Origin of the sequence: Streptomyces sp. NPDC102462, from assembly GCF_044765425.1 — a bacterium.
Classification (GTDB): Bacteria; Actinomycetota; Actinomycetes; order Streptomycetales; family Streptomycetaceae; genus Streptomyces.
This window is the reverse complement of sequence record NZ_JBIWKB010000018.1, coordinates 37,998-55,912: the sequence shown is the minus strand read 5'-3', so window position 1 is coordinate 55,912 and position 17,915 is coordinate 37,998. Positions and strand designations below refer to the sequence as shown.

Annotated in this window: 21 protein-coding genes and 4 tRNA genes; 18 read left to right on the top strand and 7 right to left on the bottom strand. The window is 70.7% G+C overall.

The window, feature by feature from the left end; all coding sequences use genetic code 11:
• Nucleotides 1–34 precede the first annotated feature (34 nt).
• Complete coding sequence (locus ACIRFL_RS17800; protein ID WP_388716420.1) at nt 35–436, bottom strand: YccF domain-containing protein; 402 nt, start codon at nt 434–436, stop codon at nt 35–37.
• Between the two features lie 381 nt (nt 437–817).
• Between ACIRFL_RS17800 and ACIRFL_RS17795 the strand changes: the two genes are divergently transcribed.
• On the top strand, nt 818–1,384 hold the full coding sequence (locus tag ACIRFL_RS17795) for an SMI1/KNR4 family protein (RefSeq protein WP_404029320.1): 567 nt from the start codon (nt 818–820) through the stop codon (nt 1,382–1,384).
• 173 nt (nt 1,385–1,557) lie between these two features.
• Here the strand turns inward: ACIRFL_RS17795 and ACIRFL_RS17790 are convergent, their stop codons facing one another.
• Nucleotides 1,558–2,442, bottom strand: a complete 885-nt coding sequence (locus ACIRFL_RS17790; RefSeq protein ID WP_404029318.1) for a sigma-70 family RNA polymerase sigma factor — start codon at nt 2,440–2,442, stop codon at nt 1,558–1,560.
• A 71-nt stretch (nt 2,443–2,513) separates the two neighbouring features.
• Here ACIRFL_RS17790 and ACIRFL_RS17785 point away from each other — a divergent pair, with 71 nt between their 5' ends.
• Both ACIRFL_RS17785 and ACIRFL_RS17780 read left to right on the top strand, forming a co-directional pair.
• Nucleotides 2,514–2,990, top strand: coding sequence for a carboxymuconolactone decarboxylase family protein (locus tag ACIRFL_RS17785; protein WP_404029316.1), 477 nt, complete (start codon nt 2,514–2,516; stop codon nt 2,988–2,990).
• Between the two features lie 199 nt (nt 2,991–3,189).
• Nucleotides 3,190–3,456 (top strand): GlsB/YeaQ/YmgE family stress response membrane protein, encoded by a 267-nt coding sequence (locus tag ACIRFL_RS17780; RefSeq protein WP_404029314.1) that lies wholly within the window; start codon nt 3,190–3,192, stop codon nt 3,454–3,456.
• Between the two features lie 110 nt (nt 3,457–3,566).
• On the opposite strand, the gene ACIRFL_RS17775 is transcribed toward ACIRFL_RS17780, so the two are convergent.
• On the bottom strand, nt 3,567–4,055 hold the full coding sequence (locus ACIRFL_RS17775) for a YajQ family cyclic di-GMP-binding protein (RefSeq protein WP_404029312.1): 489 nt from the start codon (nt 4,053–4,055) through the stop codon (nt 3,567–3,569).
• 227 nt (nt 4,056–4,282) lie between these two features.
• Between ACIRFL_RS17775 and ACIRFL_RS17770 the strand changes: the two genes are divergently transcribed.
• The 3 genes from ACIRFL_RS17770 to ACIRFL_RS17760 all read left to right on the top strand — a co-directional run bounded on the left by ACIRFL_RS17770 (nt 4,283) and on the right by ACIRFL_RS17760 (nt 5,516).
• Nucleotides 4,283–4,364: transfer RNA gene (locus ACIRFL_RS17770), tRNA-Tyr, on the top strand.
• A 352-nt stretch (nt 4,365–4,716) separates the two neighbouring features.
• Nucleotides 4,717–5,217 (top strand): Dps family protein, encoded by a 501-nt coding sequence (locus ACIRFL_RS17765; protein WP_404029310.1) that lies wholly within the window; start codon nt 4,717–4,719, stop codon nt 5,215–5,217.
• Between the two features lie 86 nt (nt 5,218–5,303).
• Nucleotides 5,304–5,516 carry a hypothetical protein gene (locus tag ACIRFL_RS17760; RefSeq protein ID WP_404029308.1) on the top strand — a complete coding sequence of 71 codons (213 nt, stop codon included), beginning with the start codon at nt 5,304–5,306 and terminating at the stop codon, nt 5,514–5,516.
• An 84-nt stretch (nt 5,517–5,600) separates the two neighbouring features.
• On the opposite strand, the gene ACIRFL_RS17755 is transcribed toward ACIRFL_RS17760, so the two are convergent.
• Both ACIRFL_RS17755 and ACIRFL_RS17750 read right to left on the bottom strand, forming a co-directional pair.
• The gene (locus ACIRFL_RS17755; protein WP_404029307.1) at nt 5,601–6,257 is read right to left on the bottom strand and encodes an SDR family oxidoreductase; all 657 of its coding nucleotides are present in this window, start codon (nt 6,255–6,257) and stop codon (nt 5,601–5,603) included.
• Nucleotides 6,258–6,610: 353 nt separating this feature from the next.
• Nucleotides 6,611–7,873, bottom strand: a complete 1,263-nt coding sequence (locus ACIRFL_RS17750) for an amidohydrolase family protein (RefSeq protein ID WP_404029305.1) — start codon at nt 7,871–7,873, stop codon at nt 6,611–6,613.
• A 152-nt stretch (nt 7,874–8,025) separates the two neighbouring features.
• On the opposite strand from ACIRFL_RS17750, the gene ACIRFL_RS17745 reads away from it, so the two are divergent.
• The 9 genes from ACIRFL_RS17745 to ACIRFL_RS17705 all read left to right on the top strand — a co-directional run bounded on the left by ACIRFL_RS17745 (nt 8,026) and on the right by ACIRFL_RS17705 (nt 13,419).
• The gene (locus ACIRFL_RS17745; protein ID WP_404029304.1) at nt 8,026–8,514 is read left to right on the top strand and encodes a hypothetical protein; all 489 of its coding nucleotides are present in this window, start codon (nt 8,026–8,028) and stop codon (nt 8,512–8,514) included.
• Between the two features lie 14 nt (nt 8,515–8,528).
• Nucleotides 8,529–8,601: transfer RNA gene (locus ACIRFL_RS17740), tRNA-Thr, on the top strand.
• A gap of 46 nt (nt 8,602–8,647) precedes the next feature.
• Nucleotides 8,648–8,720, top strand: a tRNA-Met gene (locus tag ACIRFL_RS17735).
• Nucleotides 8,721–8,810: 90 nt separating this feature from the next.
• Complete coding sequence (rpmG, locus tag ACIRFL_RS17730; RefSeq protein WP_003948671.1) at nt 8,811–8,975, top strand: 50S ribosomal protein L33; 165 nt, start codon at nt 8,811–8,813, stop codon at nt 8,973–8,975.
• A gap of 121 nt (nt 8,976–9,096) precedes the next feature.
• A complete protein-coding gene (locus ACIRFL_RS17725; protein WP_404029302.1) occupies nt 9,097–9,549 on the top strand; it encodes a MaoC family dehydratase N-terminal domain-containing protein in 453 nt (150 codons plus the stop codon).
• A 3-nt stretch (nt 9,550–9,552) separates the two neighbouring features.
• Nucleotides 9,553–9,981: a MaoC family dehydratase gene (locus ACIRFL_RS17720; protein WP_404029300.1), complete on the top strand. Its 429-nt coding sequence runs from the start codon at nt 9,553–9,555 to the stop codon at nt 9,979–9,981.
• Between the two features lie 163 nt (nt 9,982–10,144).
• Complete coding sequence (locus tag ACIRFL_RS17715) at nt 10,145–10,723, top strand: TetR/AcrR family transcriptional regulator (RefSeq protein ID WP_404029299.1); 579 nt, start codon at nt 10,145–10,147, stop codon at nt 10,721–10,723.
• 81 nt (nt 10,724–10,804) lie between these two features.
• Complete coding sequence (locus tag ACIRFL_RS17710) at nt 10,805–12,253, top strand: DHA2 family efflux MFS transporter permease subunit (RefSeq protein ID WP_404029297.1); 1,449 nt, start codon at nt 10,805–10,807, stop codon at nt 12,251–12,253.
• Nucleotides 12,254–12,363: 110 nt separating this feature from the next.
• A complete protein-coding gene (locus ACIRFL_RS17705; RefSeq protein ID WP_404029295.1) occupies nt 12,364–13,419 on the top strand; it encodes a UDP-N-acetylmuramate dehydrogenase in 1,056 nt (351 codons plus the stop codon).
• 340 nt (nt 13,420–13,759) lie between these two features.
• On the opposite strand, the gene ACIRFL_RS17700 is transcribed toward ACIRFL_RS17705, so the two are convergent.
• Both ACIRFL_RS17700 and ACIRFL_RS17695 read right to left on the bottom strand, forming a co-directional pair.
• The gene (locus ACIRFL_RS17700) at nt 13,760–14,800 is read right to left on the bottom strand and encodes an adenosine deaminase (RefSeq protein ID WP_404029293.1); all 1,041 of its coding nucleotides are present in this window, start codon (nt 14,798–14,800) and stop codon (nt 13,760–13,762) included.
• Between the two features lie 126 nt (nt 14,801–14,926).
• Nucleotides 14,927–16,153, bottom strand: a complete 1,227-nt coding sequence (locus ACIRFL_RS17695) for a pyridoxal phosphate-dependent aminotransferase (protein ID WP_404029291.1) — start codon at nt 16,151–16,153, stop codon at nt 14,927–14,929.
• Nucleotides 16,154–16,412: 259 nt separating this feature from the next.
• Here ACIRFL_RS17695 and ACIRFL_RS17690 point away from each other — a divergent pair.
• From ACIRFL_RS17690 to nusG, 3 genes are all read left to right on the top strand, one after another.
• A tRNA-Trp gene (locus tag ACIRFL_RS17690) sits at nt 16,413–16,485 on the top strand.
• Nucleotides 16,486–16,591: 106 nt separating this feature from the next.
• Complete coding sequence (gene secE, locus ACIRFL_RS17685; RefSeq protein ID WP_351735887.1) at nt 16,592–16,879, top strand: preprotein translocase subunit SecE; 288 nt, start codon at nt 16,592–16,594, stop codon at nt 16,877–16,879.
• 80 nt (nt 16,880–16,959) lie between these two features.
• Nucleotides 16,960–17,814, top strand: coding sequence for a transcription termination/antitermination protein NusG (gene nusG / locus ACIRFL_RS17680; RefSeq protein ID WP_404029289.1), 855 nt, complete (start codon nt 16,960–16,962; stop codon nt 17,812–17,814).
• Nucleotides 17,815–17,915: the final 101 nt, after the last annotated feature.

Here is a 17,915-nt window from a genome sequence, read left to right as displayed (position 1 = left end):
GGACCTCGCTCCTGTCCGCGGTGGCGCAGCGAGGTCAGCGTCCGCCGAAGGCCTGATCGGTCGGGACGACCTCCTGACCCAGGGGCATGAGGGAGATCGGAATCAGCTTGAGGTTCGCCCAGCCGAAGGGGATCCCGATGATCGACAGGAAGAGCGGGATGCTCGTGATCAGGTGACCGAGGGCGAGCCACCAGCCCGCGAAGACGATCCAGATCACGTTGCCGATGCACGAGGGCGCCCCGGCGTTCTGCTTCGGCACCGTAGTGCGACCGAAGGGCCAGAGCACGAAGCCGGCGATCCGGAGCGAGGCGATGCCGAAGGGGATGGTCACGATGAGGACGAAGCAGATCAGCGCGGCCACGGCGTAGGCGATGGCCATCCAGATCCCGCAGAAGATCAACCACAGGACGTTGAGGACGAGGTTGATCGGTTTCATGATCGCTGCCCCTTCAGGAGTGACGCTCGTACGCGGTCTCACCAGCCAGTATCCGGCGCTCACGTATGAAGCCGTAACCGCAGCGGCCTTGTGGGAGAGTTGTGAGCGCAGGGAAGCGATCCGGTTCGGCACCGCCGACTTCAAGCTGATGCCGGTGTCTCCGCTCCCACGGGCCGTGCGGGCGCCCCACGGACCAGCTGTTCGCGGCGTCGCGAACCGCGACGGCGGACGCGCCGCCCGCGCGGTTCCTGACCGGGAAAGGCATCGATGTCCGGCCGGTCTGACCGCCCCTCAACCGCCGCCGCAGGCGCTGGTTTTCCACAGGTTCGAGGTTGTCCACAGGCCCGCCCGCTTGTCAGAGGCGGCCTGCATCATGAAGCCATGACCGAGATCGAGCAGTTGCTGACACAGGTGGCCGCGCAGGCCCGCACCTCCCGTCCGTGGGGCTGGCCCTCGCTGCCCAAGCCCGTCGAGCCGGCCGCGCCGGCCCGTGCGGAGGCCGCCCTGGGCTTCGCCCTGCCGCCGCTGCTCGCCTCGCTCTACAGCCGTATAGCGGACGGCGGCTTCGGCCCGGAGTACGGCCTGCTGCCCCTGCTCGACAGCCCGCCCTCCGGCGAACCGGCCGCGGTCGCCCAGTACCTCACCAACCGAGAGGAGGGCCGCAAGGACCCGGACTGGCCCTGGCCCGAGGGCGTCCTGCCGATATCCCACTGGGGATGCGGGATGTACGCGTGCGTGGACTGCCGCACCCCCGAAGCGACCGTCCTGCTCTACGAGCCGAACGCCGACGAGGCCGACCACGCCTGGTACGTGGACGCGCCCAGCCTCACCGACTGGCTGCACGCCTGGCTCGAAGGCACCGGCTGGTACGAGGAGAGCAACGACGGCATGGACCTGGAACCATGGGCCGACTTCCGGAGCCGCACAACCCCCTCACCCACCCCCTGAAGTCCCGGCCACGGTGGACGCCGGCACCCCACCAGCACGAGCGACCTGATGGAGGCCGGCATCGGCCAGTAGGAGAGAGGCACGGAGGTCAGAGACCAGGAGGACAGGCGGCGAGGCCGGGAAGAACCGGAGGACTGGAGGTGTCAGGAGGCCGTGACCAGGCGGTCAGGCGGTCAGGCGGTCAGGCCCAGCGTGGTCAGTCGGTCAGGGTCGGTGAGGACGTCGAGCCCGGTGACGCGGCCGTCTCGGATGGTGAAGGACATGACGGACAGCGGTCGGCCTTCGGCGAACGAGACAACGCCGGGTGTTCCGTTGACCAGTACCAGACGCGCGTCCGCCGCGAAACGGGCGAAGGCGATGGCCTGGGACGCCACGTCGGTGGCGCCGCGCCGCAGGATGCCGGGGACGAGCGTGCCGCCGTCGGAACGCGCGACCACATCGGGGTCGAGGACGGTCAGTAGCGCCTCGAAGTCGCCGTTGCGGGAAGCGGTCAGAAAGGCGTTGACGACGTCGCTCTTGCGGGCGTTGTCCGTGTCGGCCGAGGGGACGGCGCCGTGGACACGGCGGCGGGCACGGCTGGCGAGCTGACGGGTGGAGACCGCGGTGCGGCCCAGCACGGGGGCGATGTCGTCGAAGGGCACGTCGAACAAGTCGTGCAGGACGAAGGCGAGTCGTTCGGCCGGGGAGAGGGTTTCCAGCACCACCATGAGGGCGATGCCCACCGCGTCCGCGACCAGGACCTCTCGCTCGGGATCGGCGCGGTCGAGTTGGGTGACCACCGGGTCCGGCAGCCGGACCTGCCCGTCCTGCTCGGGCAGCGGATCCTCGCGCCGGGAGGTACGCGAGCGCAGCATGTCCAGGCACACCCGGCCGGCGACCGTGGTGAGCCAGGCGCCCAGGTTCTTCACATCGCTGACATCGGTGCGGCTGAGCTTGAGCCAGGTCTCCTGGACGGCGTCCTCCGCCTCGGCGAGCGACCCCAGCATCCGATAGGCCACCGCCCGCAGCCCGGGCCGCTCCGCCTCGAAACGGTCGGCCAGAGAAAAGTTGCCGCTCATCCCGTCACACCCCCGCGCCGCGATCCGTCGGTTCAGTGACAGACGCTAACGGATCACCAGGAGAGCATCGGATGAACACCGCAGCCGCGAGCACCGCCCGGATGAAGAACCCCGCCCAGGTCCTGCCGGAGGCCATGAAGGGCATCCAGAACATCTACAAGGCCATGTACCAGGGCGGTGTGGACCCGCGGCTCCTGGAACTGGTCCACCTGCGGGCCAGCCAGATCAACGGCTGCAGCGCCTGCGTGTTCGCCGGCGTGGCGGGCGCGAAGAAGCACGGCGAGAGTGACGAACGCCTTCACTCCGTGGCCGCTTGGCGCGAGGCTCCGTTCTTCACCGCGGAGGAGCGTGCCGCCCTGGCCCTGACCGAGGCCGCCACCCGGATCGCCGACCGCTCCGGCAAGGCCGTACCCGACGAGGTGTGGGACGAGGCCGCGGACCACTTCAACGAGGAGCAGCTTTCCGCGATCATCCTGATGATCAGCCTCACCAACTTCTTCAACCGCATCAACACCACCATCGAAGAGCCGGCCGGCACCACCTGGTGACCGACGCCGCCGAACCGCCGCCACGGCCGGCTGCAACCGACCAGGGCAGTCGTGGCGTCTTCCGGAGCGACAGGGCACGAACACGCGCGGGTCGTACGGCACCGGTCACGGGCCGTCCGGCCTGCGCGGCACAGCCGGCGTTGACGGAGATCACAGCGCTGGACAGTGCGAGCACAGCGCGGGAGGGCAGGTTCACGGCATGAGCATCATCGGTTGGATCATCCTGGGACTGTTGGCCGGCGCCATCGCCAAAATCCTGCTGCCGGGGCGCGACCCCGGCGGCTTCATCGGCACGACCCTGATCGGCATCGCGGGCGCGTTCATCGGCGGCTGGATCTCGGCCCGCTGGCTGGATCACCCCATCACCAAGGACTTCTACGACGGGGCGACCTGGGCGGCCGCGATCGGCGGCTCGCTGGTGCTCCTGGTCCTCTACCGCATCCTGTTCGGCAACTCGCGCGACTGATCGATGCCGGCATCGACGCCGGCGGACGAGAAGGGTGGGCCGCCTCGGATGCCCACCCTTCCTCGGGGTTGCGCCGTTCCCGTACCCGCGCGGGGCGCGGACCGGCGGGACTACCGGTAGTTCACGAACTGCAGCGCGAAGTCGAAGTCCTGGCCCTTCAGGAGGGCGATCACGGCCTGGAGGTCGTCACGGCTCTTCGAGCTGACGCGCAGCTCGTCGCCCTGCACCTGGGCCTTCACGCCCCTCGGGCCCTCGTCGCGGATGATCTTCGCAACCTTCTTCGCGTTCTCCTGGGAGATGCCCTCCTGGACCGACGTGAAGATCTTGTACTCCTTGCCGGAGAGCTGGGGCTCGCCCGTCTCCAGCGCCTTCAGTGAGATGCCGCGCTTGATCAGCTTGGACTGGAAGACGTCGAGGACAGCCTTGACCCGCTCCTCGGAGTTCGCCTGCATCAGGATCTTCTCGCCGGACCAGGCGATCGAGGCGCCCACGCCCTTGAAGTCGTAGCGCTGCGAGACTTCCTTGGCGGCCTGGTTGAGGGCGTTGTCGACCTCCTGCCGCTCGACCTTCGAGACGATGTCGAAACTGGAGTCGGCCATGTCCTGTGGCTCCTTGTATCGGGGTGCGTATCTGGTGCGTGCCGGCGTGCGCGAAGGCAGCCGCCGAGCCCGGTGCGAGACCGGGCCGCATCCGCACCAGCCTAGCCATCCGACGTGGGCCGGGTGCCGATCAAACGGGTGGCGGAGCACCCCTCGGCATCGGGTATTGTTTACGTCGTTGCCAGGGGGCACCGCCGAAAAGCGGACCCCATCCGGCAGCAAAACCCGGCGGTGTGCCCGAGCGGCCAAAGGGAGCAGACTGTAAATCTGCCGGCTCAGCCTTCCCAGGTTCGAATCCTGGCGCCGCCACACGGAACGAAGGGCCCGTGACCTGTCAGTCGACAGGTCACGGGCCCTTCGTCGTGTGGTCGCGGAACGCGTCCGGACCGGTCGGGCGGAGGGCCCGGCGCTCGTGCGCGTTCCCGTCGCGGAGGGAGTGGGCTCGGTGTCGTGACGAAGATCATAAAGGGCTCGGCCGTGCCGGCGGGCCCGGTGTTCCGCCGGGGGTTGTCGTTGCGGATCGACAACCGGGTTCGGACGTCGCCCGAGCGGATCAGGCGCGGTGGCGGTGGTGGGGGACCTACGTAGCCTTGATCACGTAGGGAGACGGGCCATCCGTTCCTGGGCGTTGCTGTGCACTGCTGCCAAAAGGAGACATGCCATGACCGCTTCCTCTGTGGGCTCCCGGCGTTCGGAGGCCGATGTCAGCGGCTTCACGGCCTCACCGCAGATGGCCCGGGCGTTGCAACAGATCCTGGCGGATCTCGTCGAACTGCATATCCAGGGGAAGCAGGCCCATTGGAACGTCGTCGGCCACAACTTCCGTGACCTGCACCTGCAACTCGACCAAATCGTCGACGACGCCCGGGAGTCGGCCGACGTCATCGCCGAACGCATGCGTGCTCTCGACCACTGGCCGGACGGCCGCTCCGACACCGTGGCGGCGAACACCACCCTCCCCGCGTTCCCGGAGGGGCAGGTGAGCGTGAGCGCCGTCGTGGACCTTGTCACCGCGCGCCTGCGGGCCACCGTCGAGACGGTGCGCACCTATCACGACCAGGTCGACAACGAGGACCCCTCCACCGCCGACCTGCTGCACGCGATCATCGACTCCCTGGAGAAGCACGCCTGGATGGTCAGCGCGGAGAACCGCACCGGCTGACCCCGACCCCTGGGGTGCCCGTGCTCGCCACGGCGGTGCCCGCGCGCGGCGGCCGGGTTCGCGTGGGCATGGAGGACACTGGCTCCATGGCCTCCCGTCGTAGAACCTGCCCGGTGTGCCGTCGTGACATCGCCGTTGTCGCGGGACGCTTCGCGCGGCACGACCCGCCCGGCGCACGCGAGAGCGGCGAACTCGTCTCGTGCGCCGGCTCCCGGCTACAGGCACAACTGGACGCGAGCCAGCCGGCGTTGGACGGGTACGCCGTACCGGACTTCCCCGGGCAGTTGCCCCTCTTCTGATGGATTCCGCTGGAGGACGCCGACCGGTCCCTGCGAGGCCTGCGGGTCCTGCCGGTCAAAGGGTCCAACGGGCCGCGGGCGGCCTCAGTTCCCCGCCACCGACTTCACCGCGACCGACACCGGCGTCGACCCGCTGATCAGCTCCAGCGTCAGACCGGCCGTCGCCGGGCTCTCCACCAGCTCCGCGAGTACGGCGGCCACGTCGGCGCGCGGGACAGAGCCGCGCCCGGTGTGCGCCTCCAGACGTACCACGCCGGTGCCCCGGTCGTCCGTCAGTCTGCCGGGGCGCAGGATCGTCCAGTCCAGTGCGTCCAGGCCGGCCACGTACGCGTCGGCCGCGCCCTTGGCGCGCAGGTACGCGTCGAAGACCTCGTCCCCCTCGTGCGCCGGGTCCGCGCCCATCGAGGAGACGATCAGGAAGCGACGCACGCCCGCCTGCACGGCCGCGCTCGCGAACAGCACCGCCGCTCCCTTGTCCACCGTCTCCTTGCGGGCCGTGCCGCTGCCCGGTCCTGCGCCCGCCGCGAAAACGGCGGCGTCCGCGCCCCGCAACCGCTCCGCGACCTCCTCGACCGAGGCCGACTCCAGGTCGAGGACGATCGGTTCGGCACCGGCTTCCCGCAGATCGCCTTCCTGCTCGGCCTTGCGGATGATCCCCGCGACCTCGTCCCCGCGGGCCGAGAGGAGCCGCTCCAGCCGCAGCGCGATCTGACCATGACCACCTGCAATGACAATGCGCATGTTTCCGACCGTACGCCCGAAGGGCCGCATCCGCCGCATGAGTTCGGCCCGTTCCCGCGCCACGCACACCGGCCGCTCCCGGCCCGGCGCGCACCCCCTTGTCGGCCGCCGGTCTCCTCACAGCGAGCGCCCCGCGCGCGACCCCGTATCGCGCGCTCCCCTTCACCTCACTCCACCCGATTCCCCGAGCAGCTACCGGCCGGCTTCCCCGACCAGCTACCAGCCGGCGCCGCCCCGGCCCGCCCTCTCCCGGCCCACACCCCCTGGCCCAGCCCCTCCGTCCTCAACCCCTTCCGTCCCCACCCCTTCCGCCCTCCAGTCCCCGGGGCCCGCTTTCCGGCCCCGAGGCCCCCTCACGACACCTCGCCCCGGCCCTGGCGCGGCAGCCCCAGTTCCGCGGCGACCGCCGAGTCGCAGTACTCGCGAACCGCGCTGGTGCGGGCCACGACGCGCCCCCGGTGCACCACGATCCGGCTGTACGCGAGGGAGAGCGCGCCGGCCAGATGCTGACCGCGTACGGCGAGCAGTTCGGCGGGGAAGCCGGCCTCCACACGGACCTCGGGAAGGCCGAGGACGGCGCGGGCCGTGACGCTCACGGCGCCGTACGCCTCCTCCGGGCGCAGCCCGTGGCCCGAGGCCAGCAGATAGGCGGCCTCCAGGGGGTCGCCGCGGCCGACCGGGTTGGACGTGTCCCGCAGGGCACCGCTCCCCGCCGCCACCCGCACTCCGGCGGCACGCAGCAGCCGTACCGGAGCCGTACCCCGCCGCTCGACGCCGCCGCAGCCGCCCTGCGGCAGGCACACCACGGCCACCCCGGCCGCCGCCAGCCGGTCCGCGACGCGGGCGGCCGACTCGGCCGGCAGCCGGGACAGGCCACCGCACGGACCGAGGGTCACGCCGGGCCGCAGCCCGCCCGCCATCGCCGCGAGCCGGGCGAGCCGGGCCGGGTCGGCGGCGTCCGTGTGCAGGTCGACGGGGCAGCCGTGCTCGGAGGCCACCTCCAGGACCGCCTCGACATAGCCCGTCGGATCGGGGTCCAGGTCGGGGCAGCCGCCCACCACGGAGGCGCCCATTTTCAGCGCGTCGCGCAGTATCGCCAGCCCGTCGGCGCCGGCCGCCCCGGTCAGCAGCCGCGGCACGGCCACCGTGGTCAGTTCCGCGAGCCCGCGCAGTGAACGCCGCGCCTGGAGGACGGCGTCGAGAGGGCCGAGCCCCTGGACGTCGCCCACGCGCACGTGCGCGCGCAGTGCCGTCGCCCCGTGTGCGAGGTGCAGCAGGGCGGCCTCCGTCGCCCGGCGCTGGACGTCCTCCGCGTCGTACGGGACGGGTCCGCCGCGGTCGGCGGAGAGCGCGGTGTCGGCGTGGGCGTGCGCTTCCACCGGGGCCGGAAGGAGCAGGTAGCCGCTGAGGTCGACGCGGGAGCCGGAGCGGGCCGGTCCCGGTGCCAGGCTGCCGGCCGTGCCGACCGCCTCGATGCGCCCGCCGTCCAGCCGCACGTCCACGGTGCGGCCGTCGGTGAGCCGCGCCCCGCACAGCACGAGGGTCCCGTCGGACCGGCCCGGGGAGCCTTGGGGGTTCGACGACGGTGGGGGTGGCTGCGGCCGGCTGTCGGGCATCGGGGTCCAAGGGATGGGGGCTTGCGGCTCTTCGGGGCGTGGGGCTTCCGGGATGGGTGCGAGACCGAGGGGAACTCATGATCACGCAGAGTGAGTCGAGCCTAGGGTGACGGGCCGCACAGGGCGGGGAGGAGGGCAATAGTCGTACCGGCGTGGCCCGTCCGGAGCGCTACGCGCGCGTGGTCCCGAGCGCCCTGCTCGCCGCGCTGATCACCGCCGCCGTGGTGGTCCCGCTCTCCGCCGCCGCCCGACCGGAGGTCCCCGCACCGGCCCCCGTCTCGCTCGCCCCGCCCACGGCACGGACGCTGTCCGAGGCGTACGCGGCGAACCGGGCCAACGCCGCGCAGGCCGCCCGCATGGCCGCCGCTCACGGCGACCACCGCCGCGCCGCCGCGGACCGCGCGACAGCCGCTCCCACCCGCCGGTTCCTCGCCTTCGACGGCCGCGGCTCCGGCCGGGCCACGGAGGTCTTCGGGGATCTCGCCCACGCCGACCGCGTGGCATGGAGGGGCGTCACCGCAACCGCCACGCGCGCGTGCACAGCCCTTCAAAGGGGCTCGCGAGGCCGCCTGGACACGGGCGATCGACGCCTGGGCATGGGGTACGAAACGGATTTGGGTGAACGGCTGCCGAGCGTGTAATGTCTTCATCGCTCGCCCCAATAGCTCAGTCGGCAGAGCGTCTCCATGGTAAGGAGAAGGTCAACGGTTCGATTCCGTTTTGGGGCTCTGGTGTGAGAGGTTCCCGTCGTAAGGCGGGTCCTGATCTCATCAAAGCGGTGTAGCTCAGTCGGTAGAGCAAGCGGCTCATAATCGCTGTGTCACCGGTTCAAGTCCGGTCACCGCTACTGACAGTAGCCGATTGCGGGGTCGGTCCTTCGATCGGCTACTCTTTCTTGCGTTGAACCAGTCCATCCGTTCGTCTTAGGAGCACTCACGTGGCTGCCACCGACGTCCGCCCGAAGATCACGCTGGCCTGCGTGGAGTGCAAGGAGCGGAACTACATCACCAAGAAGAACCGGCGTAACAACCCGGACCGACTTGAGATGAAGAAGCACTGCCCGCGTTGCAACGCGCACACCGCGCACCGCGAGACGCGCTGATCATCAAGGCTCGTACGCGAGGCCGTCCCCGCAGTCAGGGGGGCGGCCTCGCGTCGTTTCCACCGGCTGGAATCCAGCTACCTTGTGGACCATCACAGCTGACATCAGGAGGTGCCGGGCCATGCCGCTCGACCAGTCCTTCGTGGGACGGAGCTACCCGCCCACCGAGCCCTACGAGGTGGGCCGGGAGAAGATCCGCGAGTTCGCCGAGGCGGTCGGGGACACCCATCCGGCGTACCGGGACCAGGAGGCCGCCAAGGCGCTCGGTCACCCCGATGTGATCGCGCCCCCGACCTTCGTCTTCTCGATCACCTTCCGGGCAGCGGGGCAGGTCATCGAGGACCCGCAGCTCGGCCTCGACTACAGCAGGGTGGTGCACGGCGACCAGAGGTTCGTCTACACGCGCCCGGTGCGCGCGGGCGACCGGCTCCAGGTCACCTCGACCATCGAGGCCATCAAGTCGCTGGCCGGGAACGACATCCTGGACATCCGGGGTGAGGTCCACGACGAGGCGGGCGAACACGTCGTGACGGCCTGGACCAAGCTGGTGGCGCGCGCGGCCGAGGAGGGCTGAGGGATGACGGCGAAGATCACGTACGACGACGTGGAGGTCGGCACCGAACTGCCGGCGCAGACCTTTCCGGTGACCCGCGCCACGCTCGTGCGCTATGCGGGCGCCTCCGGCGACTTCAATCCGATCCACTGGAACGAGAAGTTCGCCAAGGAAGTGGGGCTGCCGGACGTCATCGCGCACGGCATGTTCACCATGGCCGAGGCGATCCGGGTGGTCACCGACTGGACCGGAGACCCGGGCGCGGTCGTCGAGTACGGCGTCCGCTTCACCAAGCCCGTCGTCGTCCCGAACGACGACGAGGGCGCCGTGATCGAGGTCGGCGGCAAGGTCGCGGCCAAGCTCGACGACAACACGGTGCGGGTGGACCTGACGGCCACGAGCGGCGGCCAGAAGGTGCTGGGCATGTCCCGGGCGCTCGTACGGCTGGCCTGAGCCCCGCACGGCCGGCCTCGGCGCCAACGGCGAGGCAAGGGGTGTCCTGCCGGGTCCCGTCGGATCCCGGCAGGCAGGGCGCCCCTCAGCCGTCGGTGCGCGCCTGGTCCATGGCGCGGGGCACCGCTTGACCTAGTTAGTGATTGAGTACTAACTTAGCCGCATGGTCAGGATGAGCGCGGACGAGCGCCGCGAGGGCGTCATTCGTGCGGCGATCGCGGAGTTTTCACAGAGGGGCTACTACGGCACCTCGACCGAGGCGATCGCCAAGCGGGTGGGGGTCTCGCAGCCGTATCTCTTCCGGCTCTTCCCGGGCAAGAAGGCGATCTTCGTCGCGGCCTCGCTGCGCTGCGTCGACGACGTGTGCCGGGTCCTGGGGGAGGCGGGTGAGGGCTTTCAGGGCGAGGAGGCCGTGCACGCCATGGCCCGGGCGTATGCGCGGCTGATCCAGGAGCAGCCCGAGCGGCTTCTGATGCAGATGCAGACGTACATCGCGGTCGCCGCCGCCGAGGCGGAAGGTGACCACCGGTTCGGTGAGGCCGTGCGAGCCGGCTGGATGCGGCTGTGGGAGACCGTGCATCTGCCGCTCGGGGCCGACGACAACGAGACGACGGTCTTCCTGGCCTACGGAATGCTCATCAACACCCTTGCGGCCATGGGCTTTCCACCCGGTCACCGGGTCTGGCAGGGGATGTACCCGTCCGCCCGGATCGGGGAGCCGGCGGACGAACAGGGAAGCTGAGGCGGACCCGCACCGCCGCCTTCCCATGCCCGCGAAAGTTAGTAATCCATAACTAATCATCGATCATGCTCTGGGGGAGCGATGCCACAGCAGACCGCGCCGGGCACGGCACATCGCGGGGGAGTCATATGGGCCCTCGTCATCACCAGCGTCGCCGGATTCATGGCGTCCCTGGACAACCTCGTAGTGACCACCGCCCTGCCCTCCATCCGCGAGGACCTGGGAGGGGCGCTGGACGACCTGGAATGGACCGTCAGCGCCTACACGCTCACCTTCGCCGTCCTGCTGATGTTCGGCGCCGCGCTCGGCGACCGCTTCGGCCGGCGCCGGCTCTTCCTCGCCGGGCTCACGGTCTTCACCGGCGCCTCCGCCGCCGCGGCCATGGCGCCCGGCATCGACTCGCTGATCGCGGCCCGCGCGGTGCAGGGCCTCGGCGCGGCGGTGATGATGCCCCTGACGCTCACCCTGCTGACGGCGGCCGTGCCCGCCGCCAAGCGCGGCATGGCATACGGGATCTGGGGTGCCGTCAACGGACTCGCGGTGGCCTCCGGGCCGCTCATCGGCGGCAGCCTCACCGAACACGTCTCCTGGCACTGGATCTTCTGGCTGAACGTCCCGCTCGGCCTCGCCCTGCTGCCGCTCGCCCGGCTCCGCCTCGCCGAGTCCCACGGCACCGGCGCACCGCTCGACATCCCCGGCACCCTGCTCGCCAGCGGCGGACTCTTCGGGATCGTCTACGGGCTGGTCCGCGGCCCCGCCGACGGCTGGACCGACTCCGTCGTCCTCACCGGCCTGCTCGCCGGCGGCGCGCTGCTGATCGCCTTCGTCGTCCACGGCTCCCGCGCCCGCAACCCCATGCTCCCGATGCGGCTCTTCCGCTCCCGCGCCTTCGCCGGGATCAACGCCGCCAGCCTTCTCATGTTCCTCGGGATGTTCGGCTCGATCTTCCTGCTCAGCCAGTACATGCAGGGCGTGCTCGGCTACTCGCCGACCGAGGCGGGCGTCAGGATGCTGCCCTGGACCGGCATGCCGATGCTGGTCGCGCCGGTCGCCGGGATGCTCTCCGACCGCATCGGCGGCCGTCCGGTCGTCGCGGCCGGCCTGTTCCTCCAGGCCGCCGGACTCGGCTATCTGGCCTCCGTGGTCACCGCCGACGTCTCGTACGCCGCGCAACTGCCCGGCCTGATCGTCAGCGGCATCGGCATGGCCCTGTACTTCGCCCCGGCCGCCAACCTGGTCATGTCCAGCGTCCGGGTGTCCGAGCAGGGCATCGCGTCCGGCGCCAACAACGCCCTGCGCGAGGTGGGCGGCGCGCTCGGCATCGCGGTCATGTCGTCGATCTTCGCGGCGCAGGGCGGCTACGAGTCCGCGCGGTCCTTCGTCGACGGCCTGCGGCCCGCCCTGGTGACCGGCGCCGCGACGGTGGCGCTCGCCGGGATCGCCGCCCTGCTGATCCCGGCCCGCCGCACCCCCGGCCCGCTCGTGACCCGGGCCGAACCGGAGCCGGCACTGGAGACCGCCGCCCACTGAACCCCCGACCGGCACGCGCGCGTACGGCCCCGCCCTCCCCGGCTGGGCCGTACACGCGCGTGCCCACCGGCCGACCGGGGATGTCGGTGCCGTCTCGTAGTCTTGGGCGCGTGCAGGAACTCCACGACGCCCCGCTCGCCCCGCTGACCACGTTCCGGCTGGGCGGACCCGCCGCCCGGCTGGTCACCGCCGCCACCGACGCCGAGGTCGTCGCCGCCGTCCGGGAGGCCGACGACAGCGGAACCCCCCTGCTGCTGATCGGCGGTGGGTCGAACCTGGTCATCGGAGACAAGGGCTTCGACGGCACCGCGCTGCGCATCGCCACCCGCGGGGTCGAACTGGACGGCACGCGCCTGGAACTGGCGGCCGGCGAGGTGTGGACCGACGCCGTCGCCCGCACCGTCGAGGCCGGGCTCGCGGGCGTCGAGTGCCTTGCCGGCATCCCCGGCTCCGCGGGCGCGACACCCATCCAGAACGTCGGGGCGTACGGCCAGGAGGTCTCCTCCACCATCACCGAGGTCATCGCCTACGACCGCAGGGCCCGGGAGACGGTCACGCTCACCAACGCCGAGTGCGCGTTCTCGTACCGGAACAGCCGCTTCAAGGCCGCCCCGGAGCGGTACGTCGTGCTGCGGGTCCGCTTCGCACTGGAGGACGCGGACGGGCTGTCGGCGCCGCTCCGATACGCCGAGACGGCCCGGGCGCTCGGCGTGCAGCCCGGCGACCGGGTGCCGCTGGCCGACGCGCGCGAAGCCGTTCTGAAGCTGCGTGCGGGTAAGGGCATGGTGCTCGACCCCGAGGACCACGACACCTGGTCGGCGGGGTCCTTCTTCACCAACCCGGTCCTCACGGACGCGGAGTTCGCCGCGTTCCACGCGCGCGTGCGGGAACGGCTCGGGGACGGCGCCGAGCCGCCCGCGTACCCCGCGGGCGAGGGCCGTACCAAGACCTCCGCGGCCTGGCTGATCGACAAGGCGGGCTTCACCAAGGGGTACGGCAGCGGGCCCGCGCGCATCTCCACCAAGCACACCCTTGCCCTCACCAACCGGGGTGGGGCCACCACGGAGGATCTGCTCGCGCTGGCCCGTGAGGTCGTGGCCGGGGTCCGCGCGGCCTTCGGGATCACGCTGGTCAATGAGCCGGTCACGGTTGGCGTGAGCCTGTAGCTCCGCCCGTAGCTCTGCTGGTTTGGCCGGTTTGGTGTGCGGCCGGTGTTGGGGGTGGTCGCGCAGTTCCCCGCGCCCCTGTGGGTGGGTTGGGGTTGTGGGTTGGGTGCTGGTGGGGTGGGGCTGGGCGCGCAGTTCCCCGCGCCCCTGTGGGTGGGTTGGGGTTGTGGGTCGGGTGCGGCCGGTGTTGGGGGTGGTTGCGCAGTTCCCCGCGCCCCTGTGGGTGGGTTGGGGTTGTGGGTCGGGTGCGGCTGGGTTGGGGTTGTTCGCGCAGTTCCCCGCGCCCCTGATGGGTGCGGGTGGGGTGGGGCTGGGCGTGCAGTTCCCCGGGCCCCCAGCCTTAGGGGGTCGGGTGGGTGAGCCAGTCGTTGATGCCGGACAGCAGCTTTGCCCGTAGCTCCGCTGGCGCGGCCGATGCCCTGACCGACTGCCGGGCCAGCTCAGCCAGTTCCGCGTCCGTGAAGCCGTGGTGCTCCCGGGCCAGCCCGTACTGGGCGGCCAGACGCGAGCCGAACAGCAGCGGATCGTCCGCTCCCAGCGCCATCGGCACCCCCGCCTCGAAGAGCGTGCGCAGCGGGACGTCCTCCGGCTTCTCGTACACGCCCAGCGCCACGTTCGAGGCGGGGCACACCTCGCAGGTCACCTCACGGTCCGCGAGCCGCTTGAGCAGGCGCGGGTCCTCCGCCGCGCGCACCCCGTGGCCGACCCGGTTCGCGTGCAGGTCGTCCAGGCAGTCGCGGACCGAGGACGGGCCGGTCAGCTCGCCGCCGTGCGGGGCCGACAGCAGGCCACCCTCGCGCGCGATGTGGAACGCGCGGTCGAAGTCCCGTGCCATGCCACGGCGTTCGTCGTTCGACAGGCCGAAGCCGACCACGCCACGGTCCGCGTAGCGCACCGCGAGCCGGGCCAGGGTGCGGGCGTCCAGCGGGTGCTTCATGCGGTTGGCGGCCACCAGTACGCGCATGCCCAGACCGGTGTCCCGCGAGGCCGTGTCCACCGCGTCCAGGATGATCTCCAGGGCCGGGATGAGGCCGCCGAGGCGCGGTGCGTACGACGTCGGGTCGACCTGGATCTCCAGCCAGCCGGAGCCGTCCTTCAGGTCCTCCTCCGCGGCCTCGCGGACCAGGCGCTGGATGTCCTCCGGTTCCCTCAGGCAGGAGCGTGCCGCGTCGTACAGCCGCTGGAAGCGGAACCAGCCCCGCTCGTCCGTGGCCCGCAGCCGCGGCGGTTCCCCGCTGGTCAGTGCGTCGGTCAGCGCCTCCGGCAGGCGCACGCCGTGCTTGTCGGCCAGCTCCAGCAGGGTGCTGGGCCGCATCGAGCCGGTGAAGTGCAGGTGGAGATGGGCCTTCGGCAGGTCAGAGACATCACGTACACGCTCCATTCCAGGATCCTGCCGCACCTCGCCCGTGTCCCGGTAGCCGTTTCCCCGTTCGTGGTCTTGCCCGCACACAGAAGCGGGCCGCCTCCCGAAGGAGACGGCCCGCCGGCCCGCTCGCCGTGAGCGGGTTCAGTCCCTGGCCTCCGCCAGCAGCTTCTGGATCCGGCTCACGCCCTCGACCAGGTCCTCGTCACCGAGGGCGTAGGACAGCCGCAGATAGCCCGGGGTGCCGAACGCCTCGCCCGGGACGACCGCGACCTCGGCCTCCTCCAGGATCAGCGCGGCCAGCTCCACGGAGCTCTGCGGGCGCCTGCCCCGGATCTCCTTGCCGATCAGCGCCTTCACCGACGGGTACGCGTAGAACGCGCCCTCCGGCTCCGGGCAGACCACGCCGTCGATCTCGTCCAGCATCCGCACGATCGTCCGGCGCCGCCGGTCGAACGCCTCGCGCATCTCCGCGACGGCCTTCAGGTCGCCGGAGACCGCGGCGAGGGCCGCGGCCTGCGCGACGTTCGACACGTTCGACGTGGCGTGCGACTGGAGGTTCGTGGCGGCCTTGACCACGTCCTTCGGGCCGATGAGCCAGCCCACGCGCCAGCCGGTCATCGCGTACGTCTTCGCGACGCCGTTGACGACGATGCACTTGTCACGCAGCTCCGGCAGGATCGCGGGCAGCGAGGTGAACGTCGCGTCGCCGTACACCAGGTGCTCGTAGATCTCGTCCGTCAGCACCCACAGGCCGTGCTCGACGGCCCAGCGGCCGATCGCCTCGGCCTCCGGCTCGCTGTAGACCGCGCCGGTCGGGTTGGAGGGCGAGACGAAGAGGACGACCTTCGTCCTGTCCGTGCGCGCCGCCTCCAACTGCTCCACGCTCACCCGGTAGCCGGTGGTCTCGTCCGCCACGACCTCCACCGGGACACCGCCGGCGAGACGGATCGACTCCGGGTACGTCGTCCAGTACGGCGCCGGGACGATGACCTCGTCGCCCGGGTCGAGGATCGCGGCGAACGCCTCGTAGATGGCCTGCTTGCCGCCGTTGGTGACGAGGATCTGCGACGGGTCGACCTCGTAGTTCGAGTCGCGCAGCGTCTTCGCGGCGATCGCGGCCTTCAGTTCGGGCAGGCCGCCCGCCGGGGTGTACCGGTGGTACTTCGGGTTCTTGCAGGCCTCGATCGCGGCCTCGACGATGTAGCCGGGCGTCGGGAAGTCGGGTTCGCCGGCGCCGAAGCCGATCACCGGACGCCCGGCGGCCTTGAGGGCCTTGGCCTTGGCGTCCACGGCGAGGGTGGCGGACTCGGAGATCGCGCCGACTCGGGCGGAGACCCGGCGCTCGGTGGGAGGGGTTGCAGCGCTCATGGAGCCATCGTTTCAGACCGGAAATGTCCCCGGCACGCGGGTTTCACAGACTGAACGGCAAGGGGCCGACCCGTGAACACGCGTCCGGATTCGGCCCCCGGCCAGGACGATCTTGCATCTTGCGGGCGCCGACGGGTACTTACTGTTCGACGCCGGGCCCGGGACCACGTACACTCTCACCTCGTTGGCCTTCGGGGGCCGCCTTCGAGCCGGTGCACACCGAGCACTCGGTCGGATGCGGTACGTTGGGGGACATCAAAGGGTCGTAGCTCAATTGGTAGAGCACTGGTCTCCAAAACCAGCGGTTGGGGGTTCAAGTCCCTCCGGCCCTGCTACACACACCGCCAGGATGTGTGCGCATGTACGTACAGCATTGCACCGCCGTGCGGCTCAGAACCGGGCGCGGCACGGCCACGACCCGGGATCAGGTGAGGACGAATGACGGACGCCGTGGGCTCCATCGACACTCCTGATGCCCAGGACGAGGTACCGGAGTCCAAGAAGAAGACCCGTAAGGGTGGCAAGCGTGCCAAGAAGGGCCCGCTGAAGCGGCTGGCGATCTTCTACCGCCAGATCGTCGCGGAACTCCGTAAGGTCGTCTGGCCGTCGCGTAACCAGCTGACGTCGTACACCACCGTGGTGATCTTCTTCGTCGCCATCATGATCGCGTTGGTGACCGTGATTGACTATGGGCTCAACCACGCGGCCAAGTACGTCTTCGGCTGAGCCGAGAGCGAAGGGCGCCGTGGTACCGGCGCCCCTTTTCGCATGTTCCACCTCTATGTATCCAGGAAGAAGCAGCCATCGTGTCTGACCCGAACCTGAACGACGCCATTGAGCCTCGCGGGAATGCCGCCGAGGCGGTGGACGACGAGCTCGACATCGTCGAGGGCGCGGACGAGCAGGACGAGTTCGAGGCTGCCGAGGCCGAGGCGGGGGAGCCGGCCGAGGAGGCCGCCCTGCAGGTCGTGAACGAAGACGAGGACGGCGAGGCCGCCGAGGACGCCGAGGACGAGGTCGCCGAGGAGGAGCCCGCGGAGCCCGTCGACCCCGTCGCGGCGCTGCGCGAGGAACTGCGGACCCTGCCCGGCGAGTGGTACGTCATCCACACCTACGCCGGTTACGAGAACCGCGTGAAGACCAACCTGGAGCAGCGCGCCGTCTCGCTGAACGTCGAGGACTACATCTTCCAGGCCGAGGTGCCGCAGGAGGAGGTCGTCCAGATCAAGAACGGCGACCGCAAGACGATCAAGCAGAACAAGCTGCCGGGTTATGTCCTGGTCCGCATGGACCTGACCAACGAGTCCTGGGGCGTCGTCCGCAACACGCCGGGCGTCACCGGCTTCGTCGGCAACGCCTACGACCCGTACCCGCTGACCCTGGACGAGATCGTCAAGATGCTCGCACCGGAGGCCGAGGAGAAGGCCGCCCGTGAGGCCGCCGAGGCCGAGGGCAAGCCCGCTCCGCAGCGCAAGGTCGAGGTCCAGGTGCTGGACTTCGAGGTCGGCGACTCGGTCACCGTCACCGACGGCCCGTTCGCCACGCTCCAGGCCACCATCAACGAGATCAACCCGGACTCGAAGAAGGTCAAGGGCCTGGTGGAGATCTTCGGCCGCGAGACGCCGGTCGAGCTGTCCTTCGACCAGATCCAGAAGAACTGACGTCCTTACGGACGTAACGCCTCCGACCAGGTCGGGCGGACGCTCGGGCGGCCGTCTGACCTGCTCGGTTTTTGGCCGCGCCCGTGTACCCGCTACCGTGG